We start from the raw sequence: 26,802 nt of genomic DNA on the forward strand, positions 1-26,802 counted from the left end.
GTTTAATTGACGAAGAATAAATTTGGCACCTCCTAATTATTTCGTGGAATATCATTTTGCAAGAATGGGTTGATATCTCTTGGAAATTCTTTCTCTAGTAACTTTTTCATTCTTTGTTCTACTGATGTAAAGTCTGAATTTCCTGATAGGTTTTTATACGACAGGAGATTATTTTTATGTTGGTATAATTCTGCTCCCAAAATTTCATGGGTTTGAGAGTTCCTCCATTCCGTATAGCGCCAATCACCATCGGTAGTTGTAACACCCATAATCTTTTTACCTCTTGCATACACACTATATGCTGCTTTTTCCCACTTTTTAGAAGGATTTTCCATTATGGGTAGTATGCTTTTACCATCTGTCTTAGGGGCACCTTTTAAATTGCAAACTTCAACCAATGTGGAATATATATCTACACTTTCAATTAAGGCATTTGATATTTTACCCGTATTCCTATTTTTATGATCAGTTTCTCTACTGATGATCATTGGTATTCTTACATCTATTTCCATATTAGATTGTTTGCACCAAGAAGCGTACTCGCCAATTTTATAACCATGATCACTCATGAAAATAATCATGGTATTTTTTCTAAGATCTAGATTGTTCAACGTTTTCATTATTTTACCGATCTGGGCATCTATATAACTTACGGAAGCATGATATCCGTGAATTAAGTTCCGTGTTAAATCATCGTCTAAATTTCCTTTGCCGGGAATATTTGAATAAGCTTTTAATTCTCCCCAAGGACTTAATGCCAGTCTGTACGCATCTTCTGGTTTTTTTCTGGAAGGAATTTCAAAATTATTTTTATCGTATAGGTCCCAATATTTTTTAGGGGCATTAAATGGTAAATGTGGTTTGCTCAAACCTACGAACATTATAAATTTATCATCTTTTAGCTTGCGTAGTGTTTCTATGGCATATTTAGCGACACGGCCGTCTTTATAGGCGTCGTCAGCTACATCTGCATTTTCAAAAGCAGGTCCCTTTAAAGGTTTGCCTTCTTCTTTTAAATGCCTTAATATTTCAATATTTTCTGGTTTATAATAAATGTTTTGTTCTTTTTCAAAATAAGTTGACCATTCATTTTTGTCGTCACTGGCATGGTGGTATACTTTACCGATACTTACAGTTTTATAACCATTCTTATTAAACAATTGAGGAATTGAAACAATTTCTTTATGAACTTTTCTCAATGGAGTAAATATGCTATGTATGCCTAATGTCTCTGGTCGCAGACCCGTTAACATACTCATTCTTGAGGGGGCGCAAATAGCTTGCTGTACATAAGCTTTATTGAATAATATACCATCATTTGCCAGTTTGTCAATGTGCGGGGTAATGGCAGTTTTACTACCATAGCAACCTAGTTCGGCTCTTAGGTCGTCTATATAGAATATTAGAACATTTGGCTGTTTTTCCTGTGCATTACTACCTACGAAATAAAAAGTAGTAATGAATAGTATTATAAATTTTTTCATTTAGTACTTGGTACATCTTATCATTAATCTAGTTGTATTGGTTTAGGTGATTGGACCTCACCGGTACCTTCATCAAATTCCCAATATGGAATTGCTTTTCTTTTCTCATCAAAAGAATAATTATACTTATTTAAATAATATTCTCTAGGCCGTATTTTATCACCAATTTTAGTTAGCTTTTCCTTTAAGGTATTATCTAATTCTGTCTGTATAGTTTTAAATTCAGGTTTGTCAAGTAAATTATTTTGTTGGTAAGGGTCTGCTACATTATCATAGAACATATTTGGCCCATCAATACTTACGGCATAAGTGTAACGTTTTGTTCTTATAGCTCTAAATGGCGTATCATTTTTATTACCTGCAAAAGGAGCAACATTCATAACCAAAGCGGCCCGGTCTGTATTTGGGTTGGGGTTTAGTATTAACTGTGATAAATCTTCACCTTCTATTTCATCATTTATTTTTATTTTAGATAGGCCTAACAATGAAGGTAATATGTCAGGAGTATTAATAGGTGCATTTACTACAGCACCTTTGTTTTCTTTTATACCAGGATATTTTATTAAAAATGGTACTCGTAAAGACTCGTCCCAAGCCATTTGTTTTGCAAAAGGTCTTACCCCATGGGCTCCCATCATTTCACCGTGGTCTGCGGAAAAAACTATAATCGTATTATCAGAAAGGCCTAAATCTTCTATCTGCTGTAGTAATTGGCCAATGGCTTCATCGGTGGCGGTAGCATGGGCATAATAACCCTGTAATTCTTTTCGAATTCTATTTTCTATAGATGATTTAGTAACATTTGGGTTAAGTTTTAATGATTCTGGTTGATATAGGTCTTTATATTTCTGAGGTGCTGAATCATGAGGAAAATGTGGTGTAGCAATAGATACCATAGCTAAAAATGGTTTTTCATCTTTTGCATGCTCTTTTAAGTAAGTGTTGGCATCTTCTACTATGGCAAAGGGTGAATATTGCTCCCAATGTTTTAATTGGGGATTGTCATTATCATAATAGGGCATTTTATTATAATTATGTGAACATTCTAGCGCTTTCCAATAATCGAATCCTTGACGTCTTTCTTTGGGAATGAACGTTGAGCGCCCATGACCGTCTAAATGCCACTTACCCCAATAAGCAGTATTATAGCCTTCTGCTTTAAATATTTCTGCCATTGTGAGTTCTTCAGATGGCAAATAAATATCATTGACAATCATACCTGTTGAAGTAGGAAATTTACCTGTCAAAAGTGCTGCACGATGAGGAGTACAAACAGGGGTTACGGATACGGCATTGGTAAAGTTTATAGATTCTTTTGAGAAGGCATCGAGATTTGGTGTTTTTACGTTCGGGTCACCAGCGTAACCCAACGCATCGCCTCGCCATTGGTCGGTTAAAATGTAGACTATGTTTGGTTTTTTAGGCTGTTTAATAGCTTCTGTTTTTACTTCTTTTTTACAACTTAAAAAAGCTGCAAAAAAGAAGGTTAGAATAAGGGCTTGATTTATTGTTTTCATATTTCTATTAATTTGATATCCAAAATGTTGAGCTAACTGGCTTTAACGTTAGTGTAGCTTTTGTAAACTCTTGATTGTTGAATTTTGAATGAGTAAGGTTTTTTATTTTTTCAATATGTCCATTATGCGGGTCTGCATTGAATAGGTAATGTTTACCTTGTAGCGTTACCTCAGTAGTAATGGTCTCGTCGCTAGAATTAGAAAAGAAATAGAAATCTTTACCTTCTTTTACTTTATGTACATAGTTAAACTTACCCATGTCTGTAGACAGTTTTGGATTTGGGTTGAATGCAACATCTGTTACCATACTTGCTTTTAGTGCTTCAGATAACGTGTTTTCATTTGGTTTCGAAATATGAATAGCTTTTCCGCCAGCCGAATTACTATTAATTTGTAATTCAGAAATTTCTATAGCTTCAGGGTTTACCTTGAAAATTTCGAGTATTAAGGACTTGACTTTGTCATCTTGCCCCATCTCAGATGATTTAAATGGTAACTGCCCGGTAGAAATTACTAAACCACCTTTGTCAAAATAGTTCTTTACCTTTTGTAATGTTTTTAATGAAATAATTTTACAGCCGGTAATTATAAGTGCATCGTATTTTTGTTTGTTCGTAACATTATTCAATATGACCGAACCTTGCTCTATTTCATATTTGTTATCTAAGAAATATTCTGGATGTATAAATGTAAAGTCCCGCCGAATATCGTTGGTCAATAGACCGCTAATTTCTTGGTAGTTGGTTTCTGGTGATACATAAAAACCTTGTCGAGGATTGTCTGGTGCCTCAAAATGATACCAGCCAGCCAATTCTTCGAACGGATACAACACTGCAATATTGGCTACTCGTTTACCTCCTTGCAATAACATACACGATCTACCAACAAAGTTGGAATAACTAGGAAGGGCAGTAGCCAATTTTTCACTATCAGAAGAGACTAAAGGTGAAATGTATACTTGATCTGGGTTGTACCACATGCCATGCGGAACAACAAAGTTTACACCGCGAGAAAAAAGATCCATTGCAGAACGGTAAAGCATTAACGAATCGAAAGTTTGTTCTTTGTAGGCACCGTAAATTTCAGTAGATACAATTGGCTTGTCATAATAATCGGCAGCTGAACTGATGAGCTTATGCCCGTTTTGACCAAACTGATATTCTATGATGGCATCGGTTAAAGGAATAGAAGTGTGACGAAAAAATTTAAATATATCTCCGTTCATATCTATAGGTGTAGGATCATAATTACCTGGCGGATGACCTGTATCTTTAAGTCCGTTTTCTTTGGTCCATTCCCCAACTAATTTCGGAAAACCTTCTGCAAGAAGTTCTGCACGAGTATTAAAAAATGCATGTCGTACTGCTTCTGTTTCAGGACCGATATCATACCACAAAGCCGGGTACCATGGTCTTGGGTCAAAACCGTTAAGTTCCATGAATTTTTCATTGAACAGACTGGTCCATGTTCTTGGATGTTTAAAAAATCCAACATCGTCAAAAAATGTCATCTTAATAGTATTGCCAAAGTATGATTCAAAATTTTCTTTGTAAACATCATAGGTTAAACGAATCATTTCCCTTACAGCAGTAGTGTCCATATAATCTACCACAGGAAAAGCCTTATGGTAACTATCCTTGACCATAACAAAAAGCATTATTTTCCAAGATCCCTGAGGTACCTGCCATTGTAGTGTTCCATTTTCTATATAATTGCTGAGTTCTATCCGTTGCAATGTTTCTTGGTTCATCGCAACAACCGATACCAATTTGCCCTTTGGTATGTTTTGTTTTAAACTTGCAGGTCCGTCGATCAGTTTCTCCACCTTATCTAAACGTTTCATGGTATGTTGAGGAAAAAGTTCACCTATTTTTCCACCTGCCATTCCGCTTGGAAAATCATTGTCGTCATATAGAATTACCTGCATATCTAAGTCTTCAGCTGTATTTAAGACGTCTTGATACCGTTCTAGGTATTTTTTCGAAAGAAATGTTGGTGTCGTTCCAGGTCTACCATTGTCTTTTGGTGCCAATGGTAGTACGCTAATGCCGCTGAAACCTGCTAGCTCTTTAGCATCGGTCATTTGTTCTTTTATACCGGTTGTAGTTAGTTCACCGTTTATGTGCCAAAAAGGCATTGGCTTGAATTCGTTTGGCGGGTTCTTAAAATTTTGTACTAATTTTTCTGACAGTTTTTCCTTCTCTTTTTTACATGAAATACCGGTGATCAGTAATGCAATGATTAGTAAAGTCGAAATTTTATAATTTTTAAATCTTAAATACATATTACTCTTTTGTTAATTTACTTCCCCACCAATCAGCATTAGGTTTAAAATCTGGGTCTAATATGTTTAACCTTTCAATTTCTAAATTCCTTAATTTTTCGGTACTGATTCTGTTGAGATAATTTTGTTCTAAATTTTTATCGTAGTTGGGGTCTTTTACTGGATATTTAGCGCCAACACCATCTAAATAATTTAATAGCTCACTCAACATAGATTTAGTTAAGGAATTATGTTCTAAAGAAATATCATTTCTTTCAGCTTCATCCTGTTCTAAGTTATAAAGCTCATTTCTTTCGTCTTCGTAATAGTGAATCAATTTCCATTTTCCTTTTCTTATCATAGATGAAGGTTCACCACCTTGATTACCGAAATGTGGATAGTGCCAAATTAAAGGTCTCTCTGGCAAGTTTGCACCTTTTAATATTGATTTCAAACTTAAACCATCAACATGCTGTTCAGGTAGTAAATTAGCATCGACTAAATCTAAAATAGTAGGATAGAGGTCGGCTGCAGTTACAGGGGTGTTGGTTTCTTTGATAGTATTTTTGATCCAAGGAGCTTTTATAAAATAGGGCTCTTTGATACCACCTTCAAACTGATATCCTTTACCGCCACGTAAGGGTAAGTTTGAAGTTGAATAATTATCTCCCGATGCAACGCCACCATTATCTGATGTAAAAACTACCAAAGTATTTTTATCTAGCCCCATTTCTTTTAACGAGCTTAAAATATGACCAACGGCATCGTCCATATTTTCAACTAATCCACCATAAATAGGATTGTCTTGTACTTGACGTATCGGTAAAAAGTGCCCCATGGTATAACCACTGCTTTCAATACCATTATTCTCAGCTTTTTGTCTGTATTTATTCCATTTTTCTTGTGTCGTCTCTATTGGTCCGTGTACCGCATAAAAAGATAGGAAAGCAAAAAAAGGTTTCTCTTTATTGTTCTTTATAAATTTTGCAGTTTCATCGGCTAATCGCATACTAAGGTTTTCACCCTTTACGTTATCTTTTAATTTAGGATTGTTAAATGGAGAAAAATAGCCGCCCTTAGGACTCCCCGCCCCAATACCAGCAATATTAATATCAAAACCATGGTCTTCTGGCCAAGAACCTTCTTCTCCCAAATGCCATTTGCCGGCAAAGAACGTGTTATACCCATTTTGTTTTAAAGCCTCTGCTAAAGTGATATTTTCTGCAGGTAAATTCTCAATATATTCGGGTGGTAATAATTTACTGAATCTTCCTTTTTTTCGCCACTCTTCTTTAACAGGAGCACCTATCCAATCTGTTATACCGTGCCTAGCCGTAAATTTGCCTGTCATAATACTGGCCCTTGAGGGGCTGCAGACCCTTGAGTTGGCATAACCCTCATTAAAGATTGTACTTTCGCTAGCTAATTGGTCAATATTCGGAGTTTCATAGAACGTATTGTTTCTAAAACTCATATCATTATATCCAAAATCATCTACAAGAATGAAGAGAACATTTTTGTTTTTAGGTACTTTATTACAAGCCGTAAACATTATGGTAGCAAGTAGTATTAATTTTATATAGCTCGACCTCATAATTGTTGAGAATTATAATTTAATATGGCGCTGGCTTTATTGGTAGTTATTAATTCTTTAGTGCCAAATACTAGCTTCTTACCATTACCAATGTAAAGGGTAATGTCTGTTTTTTCATTTTCTATAGTTGTGCGAACTATTGCGAAACGACCCTGAAAACTGAGTCCGAGCTTTTTATTCTCATAAAAGGCATCATCAGTATCTTGGTTGATAATGTAATCGGTTATCAGGGCGTTATCCACTTTTGAGGTAATAATCGCGCCAACGGTTTTATATTTTCCTTCGAGGGGTTCTATGCTACTAATACTGGAATTTTTTTTCAAGGAAGGTTCAAATACAACTATAAAGGGATTCATCCAAGCCTCACCTTCTTGTCTAATGGCAAGTACCTGTGTTTTTTTATCTATATAATCGTGTTTCGCTTCTCTGGTTGGCGGAGTCAAAGCTTTTGTATATTCACGTTTATTACCCTTAGGTATCAATACATGCATATATCTATCGTCGTATTCAATGTCGAACCTAACTTTTACCCCTTTTTTTGTTTTTTTAGTAGTCTTGGTATTTTCAAAATAACGCCATCCGGGCGACTTTACCACATCGCCAATATCATTTTGGTAACGTTCGGTTGGTTTTAGGTTTAGCTCCTTATTTTTATCGTTAGTCAGTAATGTTCGGTCGCCAATATTATGATAGATATAATCATGAAAATTGTTGGTATTATTTGCTTTTGATCGGAACATATCAAAATAATAACCAGTGGTAGCACTTGTGCGAATAGTACTTAAGGTCCGCTCTTGTTGTGCATCATTAACGGTATCATTTAAAAACTGGGTTGCGAAACTAAATTCTTTTGAAATAGGGTCTTCTAAATGTTTTGGTTCTGCCGCAATATTTATTGTGGTGTTCTGCCAAACGTTTGCTTTTCTTTTCCATGAACCCTCATCTAGACCATGCGATGTACCGTTTACTATTACCGTGTTGTTACCTGCATAAAGTCTAAAATAATGTTCGTGTAATGGTATTTGACGCTCCGAGACTGTTGGTGGTAGTCCGGCATTTGGCCCCATAATATAACCTGCTCCATATAACTCCATACCAATACCTGTAAGGTGAGAGTGAACATAGTGTGCACCACCAATTATGCCACATAGCCCATATAATTCGTTATCTGTTTTAACAAAGTTTCGTTGTAACGCTATACCTGCATGGTCAACTATAACGGTCGGTTTGTTGAGGTCTATATTTTCATCTATAGTATCTGATAATGGTATTCCCCAGAACAATTGTAACGCATTGTAATTGTTGAAAATATTGTCTTGGCCAATATTAGGGTGGTATCCGCCTTGTGTTTTATACGACTGTTGTAGCGCAACTTCTGCTTTTTGTTTTAAAGAAGTATACCCTCGGCGATCTGCAATACTTAAGGTATATCGATATAGCGGTGCAGTAAAGTCATTGTATCGTTTAGAATCGCCGTACCGCACAAAAGTTCGATCAGGATTCCTTAAATAATCGAAAAGAAAATTTCCTTCAAAAATATGTTGATTATTTTCTGTTACGTTCATTTCTGGTTTTACCCTATCTACAATATTTAATACCATAGTGATTATGGGCATGAAACTGTAGCTTAAAGATTCTGGCCATATTCCTTGACCAGAGAACATGGGTAATATGGTTTTAGTGAATGAGTTTTGATGAGCCGTACCAGTTTCCCAAAATATATTGAATAGATGTTCACGTTCGGTATCATCTTCTATACATAGAATACCAAATAATGCACCAGGTGCTGTCAGTATAGGGTGGTTAGATATTCGTTTGCCATATGAATCTGGTTTGCCATATTCTTGTAACACATTGCCCACAATATTCTTCATGGCTTTTTGTGCTTTATTGTTATCAAAAGCGACCTTAGTGCTTTGTAAATTATCGTAGACCGTAGTCCCCGGTTTTTTTAGATACCCATAAATAAAATCATAGGCGATGGCAAGTTGGTCATACGTTGTTCTAGGGTCAAAAAAAGCATAACCACAAATGGTCGTAGTTTCAGGTGTTAGTGGTGAAATATGGTCAAAGTAAACATTAACGATATCCGCAGAAAATTGCGCATATTTTTCATCTTCTGTTAGGTAAAATAGCATACCTGAATTTGCGGCTAATTTTAATATTTTACTGTGCGCAGCGGCAATTGGTCCAGCCTGTCTTTCTTTATTTTGGTGATCACTTGTTGCAAATGCCGGAATTTTACTTAATATATTCTCAGGATTTTTGCTGTGTACTGTTACAGTACTATCAACTTGTTTATGTAATTGCTCAACCAAGCTCTTAGCCCATTCATATTTTTCAATATTTTGTAGTATTTTTTCTTTTTCACCTTTGGTCGTCATAATGACGGGGTGATCTAAAGATTGTGCGTTAGAAACACATAAATAAAGCATCAATAGTAAAAGGGGTACGTATTTTTTGGAATTTTGCTTAAGTAATTTTTTCATTCAGTTATGTTGGATGTATGATTTCTAAAGTTCTGCCGCTTTTTTAATTGATTTTGGAAATTTTGAAATCGGACGTATGTTGATGTCTTTCATATAACATTCTGCACTCTCTGATTGCAGCTGTAATTGACCTGAGTCAAGTTTTTTACCATTTTTAGTTTTGGCATCTGTTAATGCCATTACAACTTTGCCATTGGTTACATGAACTGCACTATCTTCTAACACATATAGGTCTAAACGGCTCCATTCTCCATTAGGACTTTCAGCATCTTCTTTTCTAATGGTATGTATAGTTTTGTTAAGTTTTTCGGAATTAGAACTCCATTTTCCGTCGTCATCAATAGTGATGTTCGCTTTAGTACCAGCTAAAGTATATAGGTCTCCAAAATCACCCTCCTGAATTTGATATTCCAAACTAGATTTCCAAACATTCCAAAAAGCACCATGTTCTCCATAGCAATGATATAATATTCCATTATCTCGTTTTCGCGCCAATCGTGGTTCATATTTTTTTTCGCCCCATTTAAAGAGTAGTGTTAAATGATAGTTGGAATATGTTTTCAATGAAGTAAGACCAGCATATACCTCTCCAGAAATATGTAAAACAAGATCTCCGTCTTTATTTCTGACCACTTTAAAAATATCCATAGGATCTCCCAAACCTATAGGGTCTTTGTTAACCCCATTCTCATCTTTTTTATAGCTAGGAGGAAGGTTTTTTACTGATGTCTCTGGTACGCCGGTCCAAACTTCCCACTGCGTTAATTCAGTGTCTAATAATGGTACCCAGTCTTTAGATTCTGTTTTCGTAATTTGCGCAGAAAGGGCTTGCGAACCTAAACCTAGAAAATTTAGAATTAAAAAAGTTTTTATTAATAATTTTATTCTTGACATCGCTATTTTATTTTTAATTGAAAAGTGCGGCTATAAGGTTCTGTTTCGGTTGGAAAATCATCAGGAATTTTTTGGGTCACTTTTCCTGTCGCTGCCCATTCCGTTCCGCGTAAAACTGAAACAATAAATCCTACGTTCTCAAATGAATCTAAATCATGACCAAGTGTATTGTGAAATACTCTGCCCTTACCATAATTTATTACCATTAGCATGGGTTCATTGCGGTCAGTTGGCGCCTTATCACTTTGGTCTTTGCCAGTAGCCAGTATGGTCATGTTTTTTGCAGGGCCACGCATTTTGGCATAACATTCGTCAATACCAGTGAGCCATATTTTAGGCATTCCTTTGGTGATTGGGTGTTCTGTGTTTCTTATCGTAATAGGAAACCGATGTCTATCGCCATGAAAGCCTGCTGCGCCTTTTGATGTATCAACAACCATTTTATCTGCATTGTCATAGTACACATATGGACCATCTTTTTCAGATCTATCACCCCAACCGCCTAGTCCGATCATTTCATTATATGCATCCCATTGTGGAAAAGAATTGTCTGCAGCATGAATGCTTACAAAGCCACCACCTTTTTTTACATATCGTTCAAATGATTTTTGGGTTTTCTTTGGCCACGGTGCAGCCTTCCATCCAAAATTTGAAATAACTACATCATATGTATCAAAATCAGGCGAGAAATTTGGGTCGGTTATAGGTTGTTCAACTGATTGTGATTTTTGACTTGTGGCAATTTTTAAATAGTCTTGCTCACGTTCTGCTTTCCATATAAATTGAGTGCGTGATATTTCGACTTTGAACAAGCCAGTTTCTTCTAAATACTGTTTCATCATAATGGTCGATTTGGGCCATATTTGATGATTGTTCTGACCATCGACTATAAGTACTTTGATTTTTTCTTGAGCGCTACAATTTACACTCCATATTAAAAGTAGGGCAATGATGATATTTTTCATATTTCTGAAATTAAATTCGGTGATCTTGTTTTTTATTTCTTTTCGATAAAATTCAGCAGTAAACTTTTAACATCGTTTACATTGCCTAATTCTAAACCCCCATTAGTCGCGCCGGTTAGCCAATATAGTACCATACCTGCGTCTGAACAATCCCATTTTCCTTTTTGAAATTTGACGACATCATCGACTTCAGCTATTTTACCTTGAAGCCAAACCCATTGTATTCTTGGGTCTTCATGGTTTTTGGCCCAATCCCACTCAGATAAAGCGACTTTTAGGTGGGTATTTTGGTCAGGTATTCTAATTTCTTCAATACCAAAATCTAATATGTCTTGCCAGCTAAAGAAATCGCCTGCGTCATCATTTGCCGGGTGGTGCGTAACTACTTTTACATATTTATGTTTAGATTTTTTTGATGCCTGTAAAGCGTATCCTATAATATCGGGTTCACCAGCCTCAACAATCCATAACGGATCATTTTGAGATGATGCGTTTATAGCTTCTCTTAAATCATAGACAGTTTGCTCTTGTTGCCATTTGGCATCGAAAAATTTGATATTATCAAAACTTCCCCATCTTCTTGCCGTTACATCACAAACAGTTTGCATCATGGCATGTCTTTCTTTTTCTGCTCGTTCTGAAATGCGATCAACACGTACTAAATCGCAACTATGAGAATAATGAACAAGTCTATTTTCAAATCCGGTTGCCTTTAAAAGTGCTAAAGAAACAGCTGTACCACCTAAATCATCTGGATCGGGTGAGTTACCATCTGCTACAATTGCAATACGCCCCATTGGTGGTTGAACTTTTGGAATTCTATCTACTGTAGAATTTTTGATGGTACCATCTGCCTTTTTTACTTTTTCACCTTTACCGACTGGGGCGAAAATAATACCAGACCATCTAGCTCTGGCCCATTCTTTACCATCGCTACTTCCTATAGCTGATGTAACGGTAATTTCATCCCCTTTTTGTAAAGAAATATTTTTCCACAGTCCATTAAAATCACTTCCTTCATCAAACATTTTATTAGTTAAAGAAGGGGAGAAGGATCCTAATTCTTTATCGTTTATTAATAGCGTAAATTTAGATTGGCCATCGTTTTCACCGACACCTACAAATACAATATCGTAAGAACCATCATTGAAATTGAAGGTTGTAGTAGTACTTGCTGCTTTGTTTTTATTCGGATTTATAGCTAACCATCGCCCGCCAGCATCTTTATAGTAACCTGTTTTCTCTATCGGAAAATCTGCTACTGGCAACGTCTTGTTTTCTATATCTGATAATGAAATTAGCTGATAATATGAAGGTTCTGGCCAGGTAATTACAACAGGTTGATCTTTGTTTTCTGGTTGGAAATCTTTATCTTTTGTAAGTATGAATTTATCAAATTCAAAACCATCTTCACGCATGCTAAATTGAATATCATGAATACCGCTATTAGGTATATCTAGATAAATTTCATGAGGTACACCACAATGTTCTTCTTTTGTTCGTTGTTTACTTGCCCATGACCATTCGTTTTTACCATCGCACCATTGCATGCGCTGACCATGTTCTGGCCATTCTCCATTTAAGCCTATATGTATACCATTATCTTCGCTACCCGTGCTGTATGCTCTAACCCAAACATAATAGCGACCTGGCTCGTTTATTTTTATTTTATACTTTAATATGGCAAGTTCGCCCGGTTTGTTCGAAAAATTTTCTCCCTCTATAAGTTCGTCTGAATGTGTGATTCTAGTATCTGGTAGAACTTCTATGTAGCTATTGTTACTTGCACCAATACTATGGTTTTCTATTTTTCTGATGTCACTTCGAGCAATTTCATTTTTAGTAATTCTGTGCCAATTACGAAGGTCGGTTTTAGTTTGGCTATAAAAATATTCGGCCTCAACCGCAACGATACCTTCATGTTCTTCAAAAATGTTATTTTCATGTATTATGGGCTGTGTTTCTTGAATTATTTGTGCTTTTACAGTCTTACTAATACAGAAAACTATAAATAACATTAAAACATTTTTTCGAAATATCTTCATTTATGTATACTTAGAATTAAAAGCAATTTAAGATTTTGACATCTTTAAGGTATCCTGTAGTGTAAGGCTTATAATTTTATTGAAGTTATTTTACGAATTATCTATTATTTCAATAAAGTGTTGGGCATGTAAGCACAGGATAGTTTAGAGAGAATTTGAGCTAACTTTAAACTTTTAATAAATAATATCTGAAATGAACATTAGACTAAAAAAGAATTTTATTGGTATTTCCTATGCCCTAATTTATGCTGTATTATCTAGTTGTACAGCTGAAAATAAAAATCATTTAACACCAATTTTCAACGGTCAAGATCTAAAAGGTTGGCATGTTATTGGTGGTGAGGCTACTTATGATGTAAAAAATAGTGAAATAATCGGTACTACCGTTTCGAATACACCAAACACCTTTTTAGCTACAGACGCAACATTTACCGACTTTATACTTGAACTTGATTTTAAAACGGACTCGGTTTCTAATTCTGGTGTTCAAATTAGAAGTAACAGCTTACCATGGTACAGAGATGGTATAGTTCATGGGTATCAAGTAGAGATAGATCCTTCAAAAAGGGCTTGGAGCGGTGGTATTTATGATGAAAAAAGAAGAAAATGGTTAAATCCGTTAGAAGATAACAAACCTGCACAAACAGCTTACAGGCCAAACGATTGGAATCATTTCAGAATCGAAGCAATAGGTGATACGATAAGAACATGGATAAATGATGTGCCCGCAGCTTATTTAATAGATGACATGACTAAAGAAGGTTTTATTGCACTTCAAGTACATAGTATTGGTGCCAAAGGGAAACCGGGAGTAGAGATTAAATGGAGAAATATTGAACTTATAACCGAGAATTTGAATGCCTATAGCAAAAAATCGCCATTAGAACCTATTGTCACTAAAAACAACCTAACTTTTCAAGAGCAAAAAGATGGGTGGCAAATGCTTTGGGACGGTAAAACAACCAATGGCTGGAGAGGTGCCAAGTCAGATTCTTTTCCTGAAAAAGGTTGGGAAATTAAAAACGGTGAACTTAGTGTACTTGCTTCTGGCGGTGGTGAATCTACTGCCGGTGGTGATATCGTAACCGAGAATATGTATGCTAATTTTGAGATGAAAACTGATTTCAAAATTACCAAAGGTGCCAATAGCGGTATTAAATACTACGTGGATACAGAGTTAAACAAAGGAGAGGGATCTTCAATTGGTCTTGAATTTCAAATTTTAGATGATGACGTACATCCAGATGCGAAGTTAGGTAGTCATGAGGGTAGCAGAACTGTAGCATCGTTGTATGATTTGATTAAAGCAGATACAACAAAACATATGAACCCGATTGAAGAATGGAATACTGCACATATCGTTTCAAAAAATAATAAAGTAGAACATTGGCTTAATGGTGTTAAAGTACTGGAATATGATCGCGGTAGCGAAGATTTCTTAAAATTAGTCAGTGAAAGTAAGTATAAAGATTGGCCGAATTTTGGACTTCTAGAAAAAGGGAATATTCTTTTACAAGACCATGGTGATTTGGTTTCATTTAAAAATGTTAAAATTAAAACTTATGAGTAAGAATAATAGTAGAAGAAGTTTTGTTAAAAAATCTACATTAGCAGGTTTGGGCTTGGCAAGTGCATCTTCAATGAGTATGAGTGCTAAAAGTTATAATAGCATTGTTGGTGCCAATGACCGTCTTCATGTTGCCGTTGCAGGCTTAGGTCGCAGATTAGGCGCGTTTTACGCACCGATCGCTCATAAAAAGAGTAATGTTAAGTTGGTATACTTATGTGATGCTATGCAATCGCAAATGACAAAAGCTGCCTCTAATTTTGAAAAGCATATTGATTATGCTCCAAAACTTGAACAAGATATTTTTAAGGTTTTAGATGATGACAAGGTTGATGTTCTTATAAATGCTATGCCAGACCATTGGCATACGCCTGGGGCAATTATGGCTATGAAAACTGGTAAACATGTGTATGTTGAAAAGCCTAGCAGTTGCACTATGGAAGAAAATGAACTTTTAGTGGAAGCTACAAAAAAATATGGAAAAATAGTGCAAATGGGTAATCAGCAACGTTCTTCTGCACACACGCAACAAGTAATTCAAAAAATACATGATGGTGCAATAGGGCAGGCTTATAAGGCTTTAGCATTTTATAATAATGGTAGGGGCAAGGTGCCACACCAGAAACAGGCACCCGTTCCCAACGGTTTAAATTGGAACAATTGGCAGGGACCAGCAGTTCATAGGGAATATACCTCGGAAACTTGGAATTATAATTGGCATTGGTATGGGTGGAACTATGGTACAGCAGAAATGGGAAATAACGCAACCCATGAATTGGATGTGGCACGTTGGGCCTTAAATGTTGATTTACCACAAAGAGTAGAAGTAGATGCTTCCAAAAAGCACTTTATAGATGATGGATGGGAAATGTATGATACTATGATGGCTAAATTTACATTTGAAGAGAATAAGCAGATCGAATGGGACGGAAAAAGTAGAAACGCATATAATACTTACGGTAGCGGTCGTGGTGTTATCATCTACGGAACCGAAGGTACCGTTTTTGTAAACCGCGGTCATTATAAATTGTTCGATAGAAAAGGAAAGCTCATAGAAGAAGTTTCAAGCGGTGGTCAAGAAGGTGGTGTTGCTCTTGGTGGAGGTGGCGATATGTCTACCATTCATGTTATGAACTTCTTTGAAGCTGTTAGAGGAAATGAATCTTTACAAGCACCTATTGATGATGCAAACATATCAATGGCTATGGTTCATTATGCAAATGTGGCATCGCGTATCGACGAAGGTTTTGATATCGATAGTACAAATGGTACTATGTTTAATAGAGAAGCAATGAAACTTTGGGGCAAGCCTTACGAAGAATCTTGGAAATCTAAGTTTATGATGTAACGGAATACAAAAATCCCCGAGTTTTTAACTCGGGGATTTTTTATTCGATTAATTCCTTATTTATTAATTTGTTGTTTAGCTACTCTGCATCAGTAGTTACAATAGTGTTCACAAGAAAACTAGCACCCCATTTTTCACGAAGTACTTTTGCCATTTCTTTTACGATATCTTGGTGGGTTGCTCTCTCAGCTAAATTATCCAGTTCCATGGGGTCGGTACTGTGGTCAAATAGCATTCTTGAATAGGCGGTTCCTTTGTGGTCAGTCCATTCGGTATAGAAATAGTTCCCTTGTATTAAAGTAACCGCATCTTTATATTTAGATATCGCGTAATTCTTTTGCCGTTTTTCGGGTGTATTGTTAATGAGCGACACAAAACTTTCTCCTTCCAATTGGTTTTCTGGAACTTCTAAACCAGCTAGTTCTGCCAAACTTGGGTAGACATCAATAAACTCTGTAATATTGGCAATATGGTTTCCTTTGGTTTTACCAGGTACTTTTATCACCAACGGACTATGTAAAGAGGTCTCAAACGTACAATGCTTGCACCATAGTTGGTGTTCGCCTAAATTCCACCCATGGTCGCCCCATAACACAACAATGGTATTCTTTGCTAAACCGCTAGTTTCAAGCTCTTGCAATACCCTACCAATCTGTGCGTCAACAAAACTCACACAGGCATAATAGCCTTGAATAAGCTTTTTTGCCATGGCATCGGTTACCGGACCTTTCTTTGGCACTCCGTGATAACTACGAAGTTCTCCAAAACCATGAAATGCTTTGGAGGGTGTCGTTTTTGGTTGTTGATAGCTTTCGGGTAGGTGAATGTTTTCGATAGGATAGGTATCCCAATATTTCTGTGGTGCATTAAAGGGTAGGTGGGGTTTCATAAAACCCATAGCCAAGAAAAAGGGTTTACCAGATGCTTTAAGTTTTTTAAGGTCGGCGATACCCTTAGTAGCAATCTGACCGTCTAGATATTCACTTTCATTCGCTGTAGAACTTTCAAAAGGGTTTCCTCTTTGATTGGGTACTGCGATTAAGCTTTTATTCTCCTTGGTTAAATACTTAGTAGTTGTATTTTCAGGTCGCCATATTTCGTCCCAAGCTTTTTTTCTATCGTTTTTATGATGCAGCACTTTTCCGTTGGAAATGGTAGTATATCCATTGGCCTTAAACAGTTCCGGTAGGGTAACCGCTTCGGGAATTTCTTCGTCCACTTTTACGTCGTGGGTCAAAAATCTATAACGTGTTGGGCGTGTTCCTGTTAGTATACTAGCCCTAGAGGCACCGCAGGTAGGAACGCTGCAATAAGCTCTGTCAAAGACCAAACTCTCCGCGGCCAATGCATCCAGATTTGGGGAACTGATATGTGCTGCACCATAAAAATTCAGCTCTGGTCGTAAATCATCTACTGCAATAAAAAGGATATTGGGTTTTTGTTTAACCTTTGTTTCTGTTTCTTGTTTTTGTACCGGTTTACAGGAATAACCGAGCAAAAAGCAAAGTAGTACATACCCGATTTTTGCATGTAAAGATGACGGGTTGTTTCGTAAATTCATATAATCTAGTTTTTTGCATTAACTTGAGATTACCACGAGGGCAGACAATTGATTGTCAAAAAAAATTAAAATTAATTCACGTTTCAGTAGATCTACCTTCTTTTGAGCTAAGAAGATTAACATAGAACTCTCTTGTTGATTAAATGTCTTTGACCTTAAATGCGGAGTGAAATGAACTCATAAATTAAACTTTAGTAAACAAGCTAATAATGAGGTTTTTTAAACTTAAAAAACCTCATTATTAAAAATTTAAAAAATGTAATTTTTAATGTCAATTATAGTTCATGTATTGTGTTTAAAAAGAATTAATTTTTAATTGAATGGTGTGCTTACCAGGTGAAAGTCGAATACTTTCAAATGCAGATGGCACCTTTTCGCCATTATGAATAAAATCTTTTCCATCTAAGTTATTCAAGCTAAATTCGGCTACCATATTTGCCGGTATTTCTATTTCATAAGTTTGTAACCTAGGCCCGTTGTGTGTGTATGTACCCTTTATGGTACCACGTACAGTTGGTACTTCAATGGAGCTTGATTTCAATGTGCTCATTTGAGGTTTAATAGTGACAATGCCAAAACCAGGTGTTTTGGGTTTTATTCCCCATAACCCTCTAGGTATAACATTGGCAGGCACTGCACCCCAAGCATGGTTCCAATCCAAATTGTTTTTGTATTTATTATCCCAAGCTTCTAAAGTTATGGTAGAGCCAATTTTAATCATGTTGTACCAACTTCTATCACTAGTGTCTGTTAGTAAGTCTAAGGCATAATCTTGTTCACCGGCATTATAGAGACCATCCATTAAAAATTGTGATCCATAAACGCTACAGGCTAAACCTCTAGACTTAACATAATCAACAACAGTTTGGTAGTGCTCTTCTGGCACCAAACCAAATGCCAATGGCATCATGTTGGCATGTAGTGATGCATGATCTGAACCAATACCATCTATATAAATACCTCTTTCTTTATCGAACATTTGTTCGTTGACTGCTTTCTTGGCTTTTGCAGCTCTCAGTTCAAAGTCTAGAACTTCTTGAGTTTTTCCTAATATTTTGGCGAACTCGGCCATAATCTTCATATTCTCAAAAAAGAATGAATTAATTACGGTACTGTATGGCATAAATTCAAAACCGTCAAGTTCACCAGCCGTTTTACTACCATTGAAATTCGCTGGAGGCCAATCAACAATATCCGTTAAGGGTTTTTTATATCCGTCAGGAAATCCCAATTTTCGCATGAATTCTTTATCAACTTTCGTTGAAGTTATTAGACCGTCTTCATTAGAAAGTTCAAATAATGATTTATGCTTAAGTGCATCATAATATCTCTCAATTAACTCAGTGTTGCCGGTATACATATAATCCGCATGAATTAAAAGAGCTACATGTTGTTGCCATTCTGTTGGCCATGTTGGGTTTTTCATGAAATACTCTATAGTACGTCTTGCCATAGCGAATTCACGATCAGTGGTATAATGACTTAGCTGATTCAGGTAAGCATCTGCTTCATAAGGTATTCTTTCTCTATCTCCATCCACATAAAGTCCGTTAAATGTGGTTGCTTTTATAGAATACTTACATAAATCCCAAACTTGATTAAGTATGTCGTCATCACTCTCAAAACTACTTGCTTCTTCATCCCAATAAGTATGAAATGCTAATTGCTGAAAGTCTTCTTTAGAAACTGTTTCTTGAGTTCCTTCTACCTCGGCATATCTAAATGGAAGAAGTGGGGGGAACCCTTTAGGTAATGCTACAGCTTGGTTAGGTCTAGTATTTCTTTCATTTTTTTGTACTTCGATCTGATATTTTTTTTGTCCTGGTTTTACATCAACTTGAATCTCTTGATAGCGAATATTACTTTTCGCTGGAGGGGTTCTATTGACATTGCCTTCTTCATCTACCATTTCACCAATTCTAAATGTCAAGGTGTGTGGTTCCTTCGCATTGTAGTTAAAATCGATAGTTGCAAAGGCTGCTTTACCAAAATCCACAAAGTAAGAATCACCTCTTTTTTCGAATACTACCGGATCTACCTTTGTTGTCACAAATTTGTTTTCGGTAGATATAATATAACTATCACTTTGCCCTGTGGTAAATTTTTGCATTTCAGAATAATCTACCAATCGATTATCTTCATCCCAAATTCTTACTTTCCAATAATATGTTTTTCCTATTTCTAAGGGCTTACCACTATATTCTACATTAGTAGATAGATTAGAAGCTACTCGTTGGCTATCCCAAACATTGCCATTATTGGCATCGATAGTTAATTTATCCGTAGCTACTAAAATTTGATATGCTGATTGAAATTTTGATGCCGAAGGTACCGTCCAACCAAATTCTGGTTGTAGGTCAAAAATTTCAACCTCTGTTTCTGGTGCCCTAATCAATTCAACCGTTAAATCTGTAGGGGCAGCTCTATATTCGTTACTGTTCTTTTTTATAAGTTCATCTAGTTTAGCCCGTAATTTATTAGCTGTTTCGGCATATTTTTTCTTGCCGATTAAGTTGTTGATTTCTTGAGGGTCTTTTTTAAGATTGTATAGCTCTTCTATGGTTTTATCGTTTACATATCTAAAATATTTCCATTCTTCAGTTCGTACACCTTCACTTGGGGCAATACTCTCAAAATCCCAAATATGTTCTATTAAAATGGTATCTCTTTCTATAGATTTTTTTTCTTGATTTACAATTGGCATCAAGCTTTTTCCTTGCCAAGTGCTAGGTATTTTTGCACCTGCTAAATCTGCAATTGTAGAAGTTACATCTATGTTTAAAACCATATCATCAACATCTTGATGCTTATTTACCCTAGGGTCAAAAATTAATAGGGGTACACGAATAGAATTGTCATACATAAGCCATTTACCTGCAAGTTGGCGTTCTCCTAAAAAGTAGCCATTATCGCCCATAACTATAATGACCGTGTTGTCTTCAATACCCTTTTCTTTCAGTTTTTTTCTAATTTCCTTTATCTCTAAGTCAATACCAGAAATCATTCTATAATACCCTTTTAAGCTATGCTGGTATTTTTCTGGCGTATCATATCTCCATGTCCAGCGAAGTCTATTGAAACCTTGTCTTACTATTTCTGGTTGTGCATTAAAATATTTATCATCAGATAGTGCAGGTTCGGGTATGGTAATATCAGCCAATAAATTGTTTGTGCTATTCTGCCAAAAGTACTGGTCCTCGGCCGGGTCGTGTGCGTGAGGTGCGCTGAAGCTTAACGATAAGCAGAACGGTTCATTGCCCGATGCATTATTGTCTATGAAATCTAGTGCCTGTTGCCCCGTATATCTGGTTAAATGAACGGTGTCGTTATCTATAGTTTTGTAATAATATCCTCTTCTGTCTTTATAGCGGTTATTTCTATCATACGATTCAAACTCATCAAATTGCTTCTCTAAATCGTCATATCTAACGCCGTACTTCCCAAAAAAACCGGTGTGATAGCCGTTATTTTTCAATAGCGTAGGGTAGGAGTTTTCCATGTACTCTTCGCGAACATTACCTGTTTGAAAGTTGAAATTATGTGCTCTTTCGTGTAACCCGGTAATGATACTGGCCCTACTAGCTGCACAAATAGGTGTGGTAACTATTGCTTTATTAAAATAAGTACCTGCTTTTGCCAAGGCATCCATTTCTGGTGTTTCTACAAATTTGTTTCCGGCATAACCTATCGCATCAAATCGTTGATCATCTGTTAAAATGAATATGATATTTGGCTTCTCGCTTTTTTGTGCTTTGTTTTGACCATATGATAAGCTTCCTATTAAACAAAATAAGAATACAGCTAAACGTCTTATTATATTAAGCATACGTTGATTTTAGTTTTATTGTTTTTGTTGATTTGTATTGCAGTCTTTTTCTTGGACCGCATTACCAAACTTAAGTTTCAAGGTTGTAGTATCCATCCTGTGCTGTCCTGAATATATTATGGGTATTGTAATTTAAGTGTTTGTTTAAAAATAATGGAATTATGGTTATTGGTTTTATAGCCTACACACCAGTATGGTTATTCTTTTGGAGAACACTAATTTTAGCGTATACCATTAACTTAAAAATCAAAATATGAAATATATAAAATCCAACTTTTCAAAGGTTATATCCCTCTGTTTTATTTTATTAATTATAAGCTGTAATGATAAAAATAAAAAAAAGGAAGCTGCTGAAATATCTACGGAGATAAGCTTACCAGAACGTCCAAATATTCTGTGGTTGGTTACAGAAGATATGAGTGCTTATTTACCTTCATTTGGCGATTCAACCATAGTTACGCCAAACCTGAGTAGGTTGGCTAATGAAGGGGTCATTTACCCGAATCTTTTTTCTACATCTGGTGTTTGCGCCCCAAGTAGAGCTGCGATAACAACGGGTATGTACCCATCAAGTATTGGTGCCAACCATATGAGAACTACATCTTATACAGAAGTAACCGGTTTACCTGCTTATGGCGCGGTACCACCACCAGAAGTTAAAATGATCAGTGAATTGTTGCGTAGAGAAGGTTATTATTGTACCAACAATTATAAAACAGATTATCAGTTTAATGCTCCGGTAACTGCTTGGGATGAAAATGGACCATATGCGCATTGGCGCAATAGAGATAAAGATCAACCATTTTTCTCGGTTGTTAATTTTACCGAAACCCATGAGTCTGGTTTATTTGAACCTTACGGACATCGTTATATTGAAAAAAGACATTATCAGTTAGGAGATAGAAGCTTTAAGTGGAAAGAAGGTAGAATGTCAGAGGAAGAAACTCCAAAGCACATAGCAAAGGACACAAAATTTAATATCCCTCCTTATTTACCCGATACAGAAGTTGTGCAAAGAGATATGTGGAAGATGTATAATAATATTGCAGAAATGGATAGCCAATTAGGTGCGGTTTTGAAGCAATTGGAAGATGATGGACTTTTAGAAAATACAATTGTCTTCTTTTATGGAGACCATGGTGGCACAATGCCCAGACAAAAACGATTAATTTATGACTCGGGTTTGAAAACCCCAATGATTATTAGATTTCCAAATAAAGTAAATGCCGGTTCTAAAGATGATCAGTTAATTAGTTTTGTAGATTTTGCACCGACATTACTTTCTTTAACAGGTTCTGAACCATATGACTATATGCAAGGGCAAGCTTTTTTGGGTGAATTTAAAGCAAAAAATAAACGAGAATATATTTATGGAGCTGCCGATCGTTTTGATGGATTTACAGATGCGATTCGCGCAGTACGCGATAGCCGTTTTAAATATATTAGAAATTATAGACCGGAACAAGGTTATTATTTACCAATAGATTACAGAGAAAATATACCGACCATGCAAGAGTTATTGCGCTTAAGAGATGCTGGTAAATTAGATTCAGTACAATCTTTATGGTTTGGTAGTACAAAACCTGTAGAAGAACTATACGATTGTCAACTTGATCCACATGAGATCAATAATCTTGCAAATAACCCGGAATATGCTGAAACCTTAAAGAAGTTAAGCGGCGAATTGGATAAATGGATAGCAAATATAGGTGATCAGCCAAACTTACCAGAAGGTGAGCTGTTAACGCAATTGTGGGAAGGAGAAGAGGTACAGCCTGTTACACTAAACCCAACGGCAGATTTTCTAGCATCTACAGTAGCTATTACATGTGCTACAGAAGGTGCTTCTATAGGCTATAAAATAACAGATGATAATAAAAAAGAATCAACTGTTTGGCAGGTGTATGTTGACCCTTTTAAATTACCTGAAAATAGCACACTGAGCATTCAATCTCATCGTATTGGATTCAAACCTAGTGGCATTGTTGTAGTCAATAAGTAATATTTACTTAAAATTATTTTAATGGCGCCGTTCATTCAAAGATTACAAATATTGCTTTGTAATCTTTGAATTAAAAGTGCATGCTGCTTGTAATTTTTAATTTGTTTCTTCAGTTTAATTTCGAATACCTGGTACTATTTGTATGTTTAGTACAGCTTTGTTAGCAGGCCATTTTAAAATTATTAATTTTTGAGTCTTTTCATCCCATATAAAATCTAGAGGATTAATGTCAGTCGGAATTTTGTACACTTCTAATCCTTTATTTTTAATAGGGTCGTAATACATAACAAAATCATCGTCTATGAGTATTGAAAATCCATCAGGGTAATGTCTATTGGCGCCTATGAAAATTACCGAAGCTCCTTTGTTTGCATCTGGTTTTATAGTTAAATCTAATGTTCGTGTCGCATGGTTGAACAAAAATGATTTAATGTCACCGGCAATGGTTTGTGGATAAGGTCTGGCAATGATATCTGTAATGTATTTTCTTTCTACAGTACCTGCAGCTTTTTTATCGCTAAAAATTGCCCAAGTAGAAGGGCCGCCAGGTAAAAAATTCTGCATGCTACGATTACCCAAGAACCATGCTTTTATACTACCCACACCCATTCTGTCAAAAACTTCTGCGGTTCGTATATACAACTCGCGATACTCTAATTGACCTAAAGGGCCTGAAATTAAAGTATCTGTTGTAGCAAATGTTGGAAAACCCCATTCACCAATAAGTATGGGAGCATTTAAAAAATCAGATTCTTTATCAAAACGATCCATTACTGGTTTAATAAATTCAATTTTATTCTGATAAATATGTGGTGCAAAAATGATATTCTCTCTATTGACATTGGTTGTTATTTCAGCATATTGATTATTATCGATGCCTTCACCTTTATTCATAAAGATAGATTGTAATAGTATTTTTTTCTTAGGGTTTATGAGGTTGCTAGCGTCTATTATTTTTTGATATAGTGGAACTAAGTATCTTTTGGTAAGTTCATTATAGGTAATCTTCATTGTCAACTTTCTTGGCTCGTTTACAATGTCATACCCTAGAACAGAAGATTCTTCTGCATATCGCTTCCATATTACCTGCCATGCGGCTATATAGGTGTTGTATTCGTTATTTTTATTCAACCAAAAGTCCTCCCAAATAAAGCGATCAATACCATAAACGGTCATTTTAAATACGGTATTAAACCCAGCATTTCTACCTAAATTAACCAAAGAATCTAATTTTATTAAATAGTTGTTGTCTAATTTACCGCCAGGAAAACTACTAAGTTTACCTAACTCTAGTCTTATTACCTGTGTATTACTGCCCATGCGAACCATACGAGTATAGTCATCAGAATTAAAGAAGACTTCTCCTTTATGATCGTTGGTATTGATTACGAAACCTCTTGGTATAATGTGTCTTCCATGGCTATCTCGTAGACCATGTTTAATTTGAGCTGAACAGGTTATATTACCGGCTAAAACTAAAAGGAAAATTAAGAGTGTTTTTTTCATGATATAATTTTTTAAAAGTGAAATTGACACATTTTTAAGTTTCGGTATTTAATGATACATGATAAAAAGAGAGTGGGACAAAAACATGTTTTGTCCCACTCTACCAACTAACTTCAAACAACTAATATGAATTACCAATTCTGGTAACTTTATTATAATAATATCAATTTTTATCTGTACCCATTATTTGTAGGGTCAGATTCTAATAAGGCAGGATTTTGTTCCAGTTCTTGTAACGGAATAGGAAGTTTAACATGCCATGGTCTAATATTTAAATTCGGTTCCCAAAAACGATATTCTAAGTTTGTAACAACATCTAATAAGATACCCCAACGTATAAGGTCGTATCTTCTATGGGCTTCACCTGCTAACTCCCATTTACGCTCATCATAAATAGCTTCTCTAAAGCCTTGTTGGGTAAGACCTTCAAGTTTCCATTCTGCTTCCGTTTCGTAAGCTCGTTCTCTTATAGGTTCTATATATTGATAAGCATTACCAGGACCATTAGCTTCGTTTTCACATTCTGCCGCCATTAAATAGACATCTGCTAAACGAAATACCATTCTATTGTCCGAGTGATTGAAACGAGGAGAGCTTTCTAAATCTAAATTCCAGAATTTACCCATGTATGGAAAGTTTAAGTCGAAGCCTAAATAATTATCAACAATATTTAATTCTCTTCTTAAATCGTTTAAAGGGAATTTTTCGGCAAAATCTTTAGAGGCAACTTGTAAACCTGTACCATTAAAAGCCTCACCTCTTGCATTTAAGGCATCGCTTAATGCAGATCTTTCATCTGCATTTTTAGGTTCATCCCTTAATCGAGGGTTAAACAAGCTTGGTCTCCAACTATTATTACCGGCAAATGCTGCACCTGGAAAAGCAGGGTCAAAAATACCTTCGATATCCCTAGCAAAATCTAAAGACCAAATAATTTCAGGGTTATATTCATTAGTGGGATCAAAAACTTCATTATAAGTTGGTAATAGTGCATGTGGAGATTCATCTATAATTTCCAGACATTTACTCAAACCAGCTGACCACTCTTGCTGCTTCATATAAATTTTTGCTTCAATAATAGCAGCTGCCCATTTGGTTGCACGCCCTCTTTGGTCATCTGGGTAGGTCAATGGTAAAATAGACTGGGCAAATTGTAAATCGTCTAAAATACCTTCAATTATTATTGACTCATCCGTCCTTGCTAATGAACTCACTTCTTCTAATGTAAGTACTTCGGTATAATATGGGGCATCTCCCCAAAGATTGGTAATGTGCCAATAACATAGTGCTCTTAAAAAACGGGCCTCTGCAACAATTTCTGTTCGTGGACCTTCTAAAATACCTTCATTATTTTCTACCCTGTCGATAATGATGTTTGTATTGAATACAATTCCATATAAATCCTTCCAAGTATCAGAAACACTCATTTTTTGTACAGACACATCTGCAAGAGCTTCGTTCATGGAATAGTTACCAATCGGTTCCACAAAATTTGCAGCACGATTAGGTTCGATAATATCCGCACCATTATCATAAAAATGATCCAAACCTACTTGACCGTAAATGGAATTGTTTTTTAAAATTGCGTAAGTACCATTAATAGCTTGTCTTGCGTCACTTTCAGATGCAAAAAAGGTTTCTGGAGCCACAATGGCTCTCGGGTCTTCTTCTAAAAACTTCTCGCATCCAAAAGTGGAGAATATAATGAAGATGTATAAAAAAATGTTCTTTGTTTTCATAA

General features: G+C 35.8%; 15 protein-coding genes. 3 read left to right on the plus strand and 12 right to left on the minus strand.

The features are described from left to right. Positions 1–32: 32 nt before the first annotated feature. The 8 genes from CLV90_RS07070 to CLV90_RS19375 are packed head-to-tail and all read right to left on the minus strand — an operon-like array spanning position 33 to position 13,251. Positions 33–1,484 carry a sulfatase gene (locus tag CLV90_RS07070; protein WP_133686764.1) on the minus strand — a complete coding sequence of 484 codons (1,452 nt, stop codon included), beginning with the start codon at positions 1,482–1,484 and terminating at the stop codon, positions 33–35. 23 nt (positions 1,485–1,507) lie between these two features. Further along, a complete protein-coding gene (locus CLV90_RS07075) occupies positions 1,508–3,001 on the minus strand; it encodes a sulfatase family protein (RefSeq protein WP_133686765.1) in 1,494 nt (497 codons plus the stop codon). A 7-nt stretch (positions 3,002–3,008) separates the two neighbouring features. Continuing rightward, the gene (locus CLV90_RS07080; protein ID WP_133686766.1) at positions 3,009–5,285 is read right to left on the minus strand and encodes a glycosyl hydrolase; all 2,277 of its coding nucleotides are present in this window, start codon (positions 5,283–5,285) and stop codon (positions 3,009–3,011) included. Between the two features lies 1 nt (position 5,286). Next, positions 5,287–6,858 carry a sulfatase gene (locus CLV90_RS07085; protein WP_133686767.1) on the minus strand — a complete coding sequence of 524 codons (1,572 nt, stop codon included), beginning with the start codon at positions 6,856–6,858 and terminating at the stop codon, positions 5,287–5,289. Then, positions 6,855–9,347 carry a hypothetical protein gene (locus CLV90_RS07090; protein WP_133686768.1) on the minus strand — a complete coding sequence of 831 codons (2,493 nt, stop codon included), beginning with the start codon at positions 9,345–9,347 and terminating at the stop codon, positions 6,855–6,857. The genes CLV90_RS07085 and CLV90_RS07090 overlap by 4 nt, the downstream gene beginning before the upstream one ends. A gap of 24 nt (positions 9,348–9,371) precedes the next feature. Then, a complete protein-coding gene (locus CLV90_RS07095) occupies positions 9,372–10,241 on the minus strand; it encodes a 3-keto-disaccharide hydrolase (protein ID WP_133686769.1) in 870 nt (289 codons plus the stop codon). Between the two features lie 2 nt (positions 10,242–10,243). Further along, positions 10,244–11,206, minus strand: a complete 963-nt coding sequence (locus CLV90_RS07100; RefSeq protein ID WP_133686770.1) for a ThuA domain-containing protein — start codon at positions 11,204–11,206, stop codon at positions 10,244–10,246. 32 nt (positions 11,207–11,238) lie between these two features. Continuing rightward, positions 11,239–13,251, minus strand: coding sequence for a hypothetical protein (locus CLV90_RS19375; protein WP_208295102.1), 2,013 nt, complete (start codon positions 13,249–13,251; stop codon positions 11,239–11,241). Between the two features lie 193 nt (positions 13,252–13,444). On the opposite strand from CLV90_RS19375, the gene CLV90_RS07115 reads away from it, so the two are divergent. After that, entirely contained in the window at positions 13,445–14,821 is a 1,377-nt protein-coding gene (locus CLV90_RS07115; protein ID WP_133686771.1) for a 3-keto-disaccharide hydrolase, read from the plus strand. Beyond that, positions 14,814–16,166 carry a Gfo/Idh/MocA family protein gene (locus tag CLV90_RS07120; protein ID WP_133686772.1) on the plus strand — a complete coding sequence of 451 codons (1,353 nt, stop codon included), beginning with the start codon at positions 14,814–14,816 and terminating at the stop codon, positions 16,164–16,166. Before CLV90_RS07115 ends, CLV90_RS07120 begins: the two co-directional genes overlap by 8 nt. 79 nt (positions 16,167–16,245) lie before the next feature. On the opposite strand, the gene CLV90_RS07125 is transcribed toward CLV90_RS07120, so the two are convergent. Both CLV90_RS07125 and CLV90_RS07130 read right to left on the minus strand, forming a co-directional pair. Continuing rightward, complete coding sequence (locus CLV90_RS07125; protein WP_133686773.1) at positions 16,246–17,727, minus strand: sulfatase; 1,482 nt, start codon at positions 17,725–17,727, stop codon at positions 16,246–16,248. Between the two features lie 295 nt (positions 17,728–18,022). Next, positions 18,023–21,553, minus strand: coding sequence for a sulfatase-like hydrolase/transferase (locus CLV90_RS07130; protein ID WP_133686774.1), 3,531 nt, complete (start codon positions 21,551–21,553; stop codon positions 18,023–18,025). 253 nt (positions 21,554–21,806) lie between these two features. On the opposite strand from CLV90_RS07130, the gene CLV90_RS07135 reads away from it, so the two are divergent. Further along, on the plus strand, positions 21,807–23,555 hold the full coding sequence (locus CLV90_RS07135) for a sulfatase family protein (RefSeq protein WP_133686775.1): 1,749 nt from the start codon (positions 21,807–21,809) through the stop codon (positions 23,553–23,555). A gap of 114 nt (positions 23,556–23,669) precedes the next feature. Here the strand turns inward: CLV90_RS07135 and CLV90_RS07140 are convergent, their stop codons facing one another. Together CLV90_RS07140 and CLV90_RS07145 are read right to left on the minus strand one after the other, a co-directional pair. After that, positions 23,670–25,061 carry a cellulase family glycosylhydrolase gene (locus tag CLV90_RS07140; RefSeq protein ID WP_133686776.1) on the minus strand — a complete coding sequence of 464 codons (1,392 nt, stop codon included), beginning with the start codon at positions 25,059–25,061 and terminating at the stop codon, positions 23,670–23,672. Positions 25,062–25,231: 170 nt separating this feature from the next. Further along, positions 25,232–26,800: a RagB/SusD family nutrient uptake outer membrane protein gene (locus tag CLV90_RS07145; protein WP_133686777.1), complete on the minus strand. Its 1,569-nt coding sequence runs from the start codon at positions 26,798–26,800 to the stop codon at positions 25,232–25,234. Between the last annotated feature and the right edge of the window lie 2 nt (positions 26,801–26,802).

The sequence above is a fragment of the Maribacter spongiicola genome (genome assembly GCF_004364165.1).
Classification (GTDB): domain Bacteria; phylum Bacteroidota; class Bacteroidia; order Flavobacteriales; family Flavobacteriaceae; genus Maribacter; species Maribacter spongiicola.

Bases quoted from the DNA above. Each gene is read 5' to 3' on its own strand.
- CLV90_RS07135 (WP_133686775.1), top strand. From the start codon at position 21,807: ATGAAATATATAAAATCCAACTTTTCAAAGGTTATATCCCTCTGTTTT.
- CLV90_RS07085 (WP_133686767.1), bottom strand. From the start codon at position 6,858: ATGAGGTCGAGCTATATAAAATTAATACTACTTGCTACCATAATGTTT.
- CLV90_RS19375 (WP_208295102.1), bottom strand. From the start codon at position 13,251: ATGAAGATATTTCGAAAAAATGTTTTAATGTTATTTATAGTTTTCTGT.
- CLV90_RS07140 (WP_133686776.1), bottom strand. From the start codon at position 25,061: ATGAAAAAAACACTCTTAATTTTCCTTTTAGTTTTAGCCGGTAATATA.
- CLV90_RS07115 (WP_133686771.1), top strand. From the start codon at position 13,445: ATGAACATTAGACTAAAAAAGAATTTTATTGGTATTTCCTATGCCCTA.
- CLV90_RS07095 (WP_133686769.1), bottom strand. From the start codon at position 10,241: ATGTCAAGAATAAAATTATTAATAAAAACTTTTTTAATTCTAAATTTT.
- CLV90_RS07125 (WP_133686773.1), bottom strand. From the start codon at position 17,727: ATGAATTTACGAAACAACCCGTCATCTTTACATGCAAAAATCGGGTAT.
- CLV90_RS07090 (WP_133686768.1), bottom strand. From the start codon at position 9,347: ATGAAAAAATTACTTAAGCAAAATTCCAAAAAATACGTACCCCTTTTA.
- CLV90_RS07070 (WP_133686764.1), bottom strand. From the start codon at position 1,484: ATGAAAAAATTTATAATACTATTCATTACTACTTTTTATTTCGTAGGT.
- CLV90_RS07130 (WP_133686774.1), bottom strand. From the start codon at position 21,553: ATGCTTAATATAATAAGACGTTTAGCTGTATTCTTATTTTGTTTAATA.
- CLV90_RS07100 (WP_133686770.1), bottom strand. From the start codon at position 11,206: ATGAAAAATATCATCATTGCCCTACTTTTAATATGGAGTGTAAATTGT.
- CLV90_RS07145 (WP_133686777.1), bottom strand. From the start codon at position 26,800: ATGAAAACAAAGAACATTTTTTTATACATCTTCATTATATTCTCCACT.
- CLV90_RS07075 (WP_133686765.1), bottom strand. From the start codon at position 3,001: ATGAAAACAATAAATCAAGCCCTTATTCTAACCTTCTTTTTTGCAGCT.
- CLV90_RS07120 (WP_133686772.1), top strand. From the start codon at position 14,814: ATGAGTAAGAATAATAGTAGAAGAAGTTTTGTTAAAAAATCTACATTA.
- CLV90_RS07080 (WP_133686766.1), bottom strand. From the start codon at position 5,285: ATGTATTTAAGATTTAAAAATTATAAAATTTCGACTTTACTAATCATT.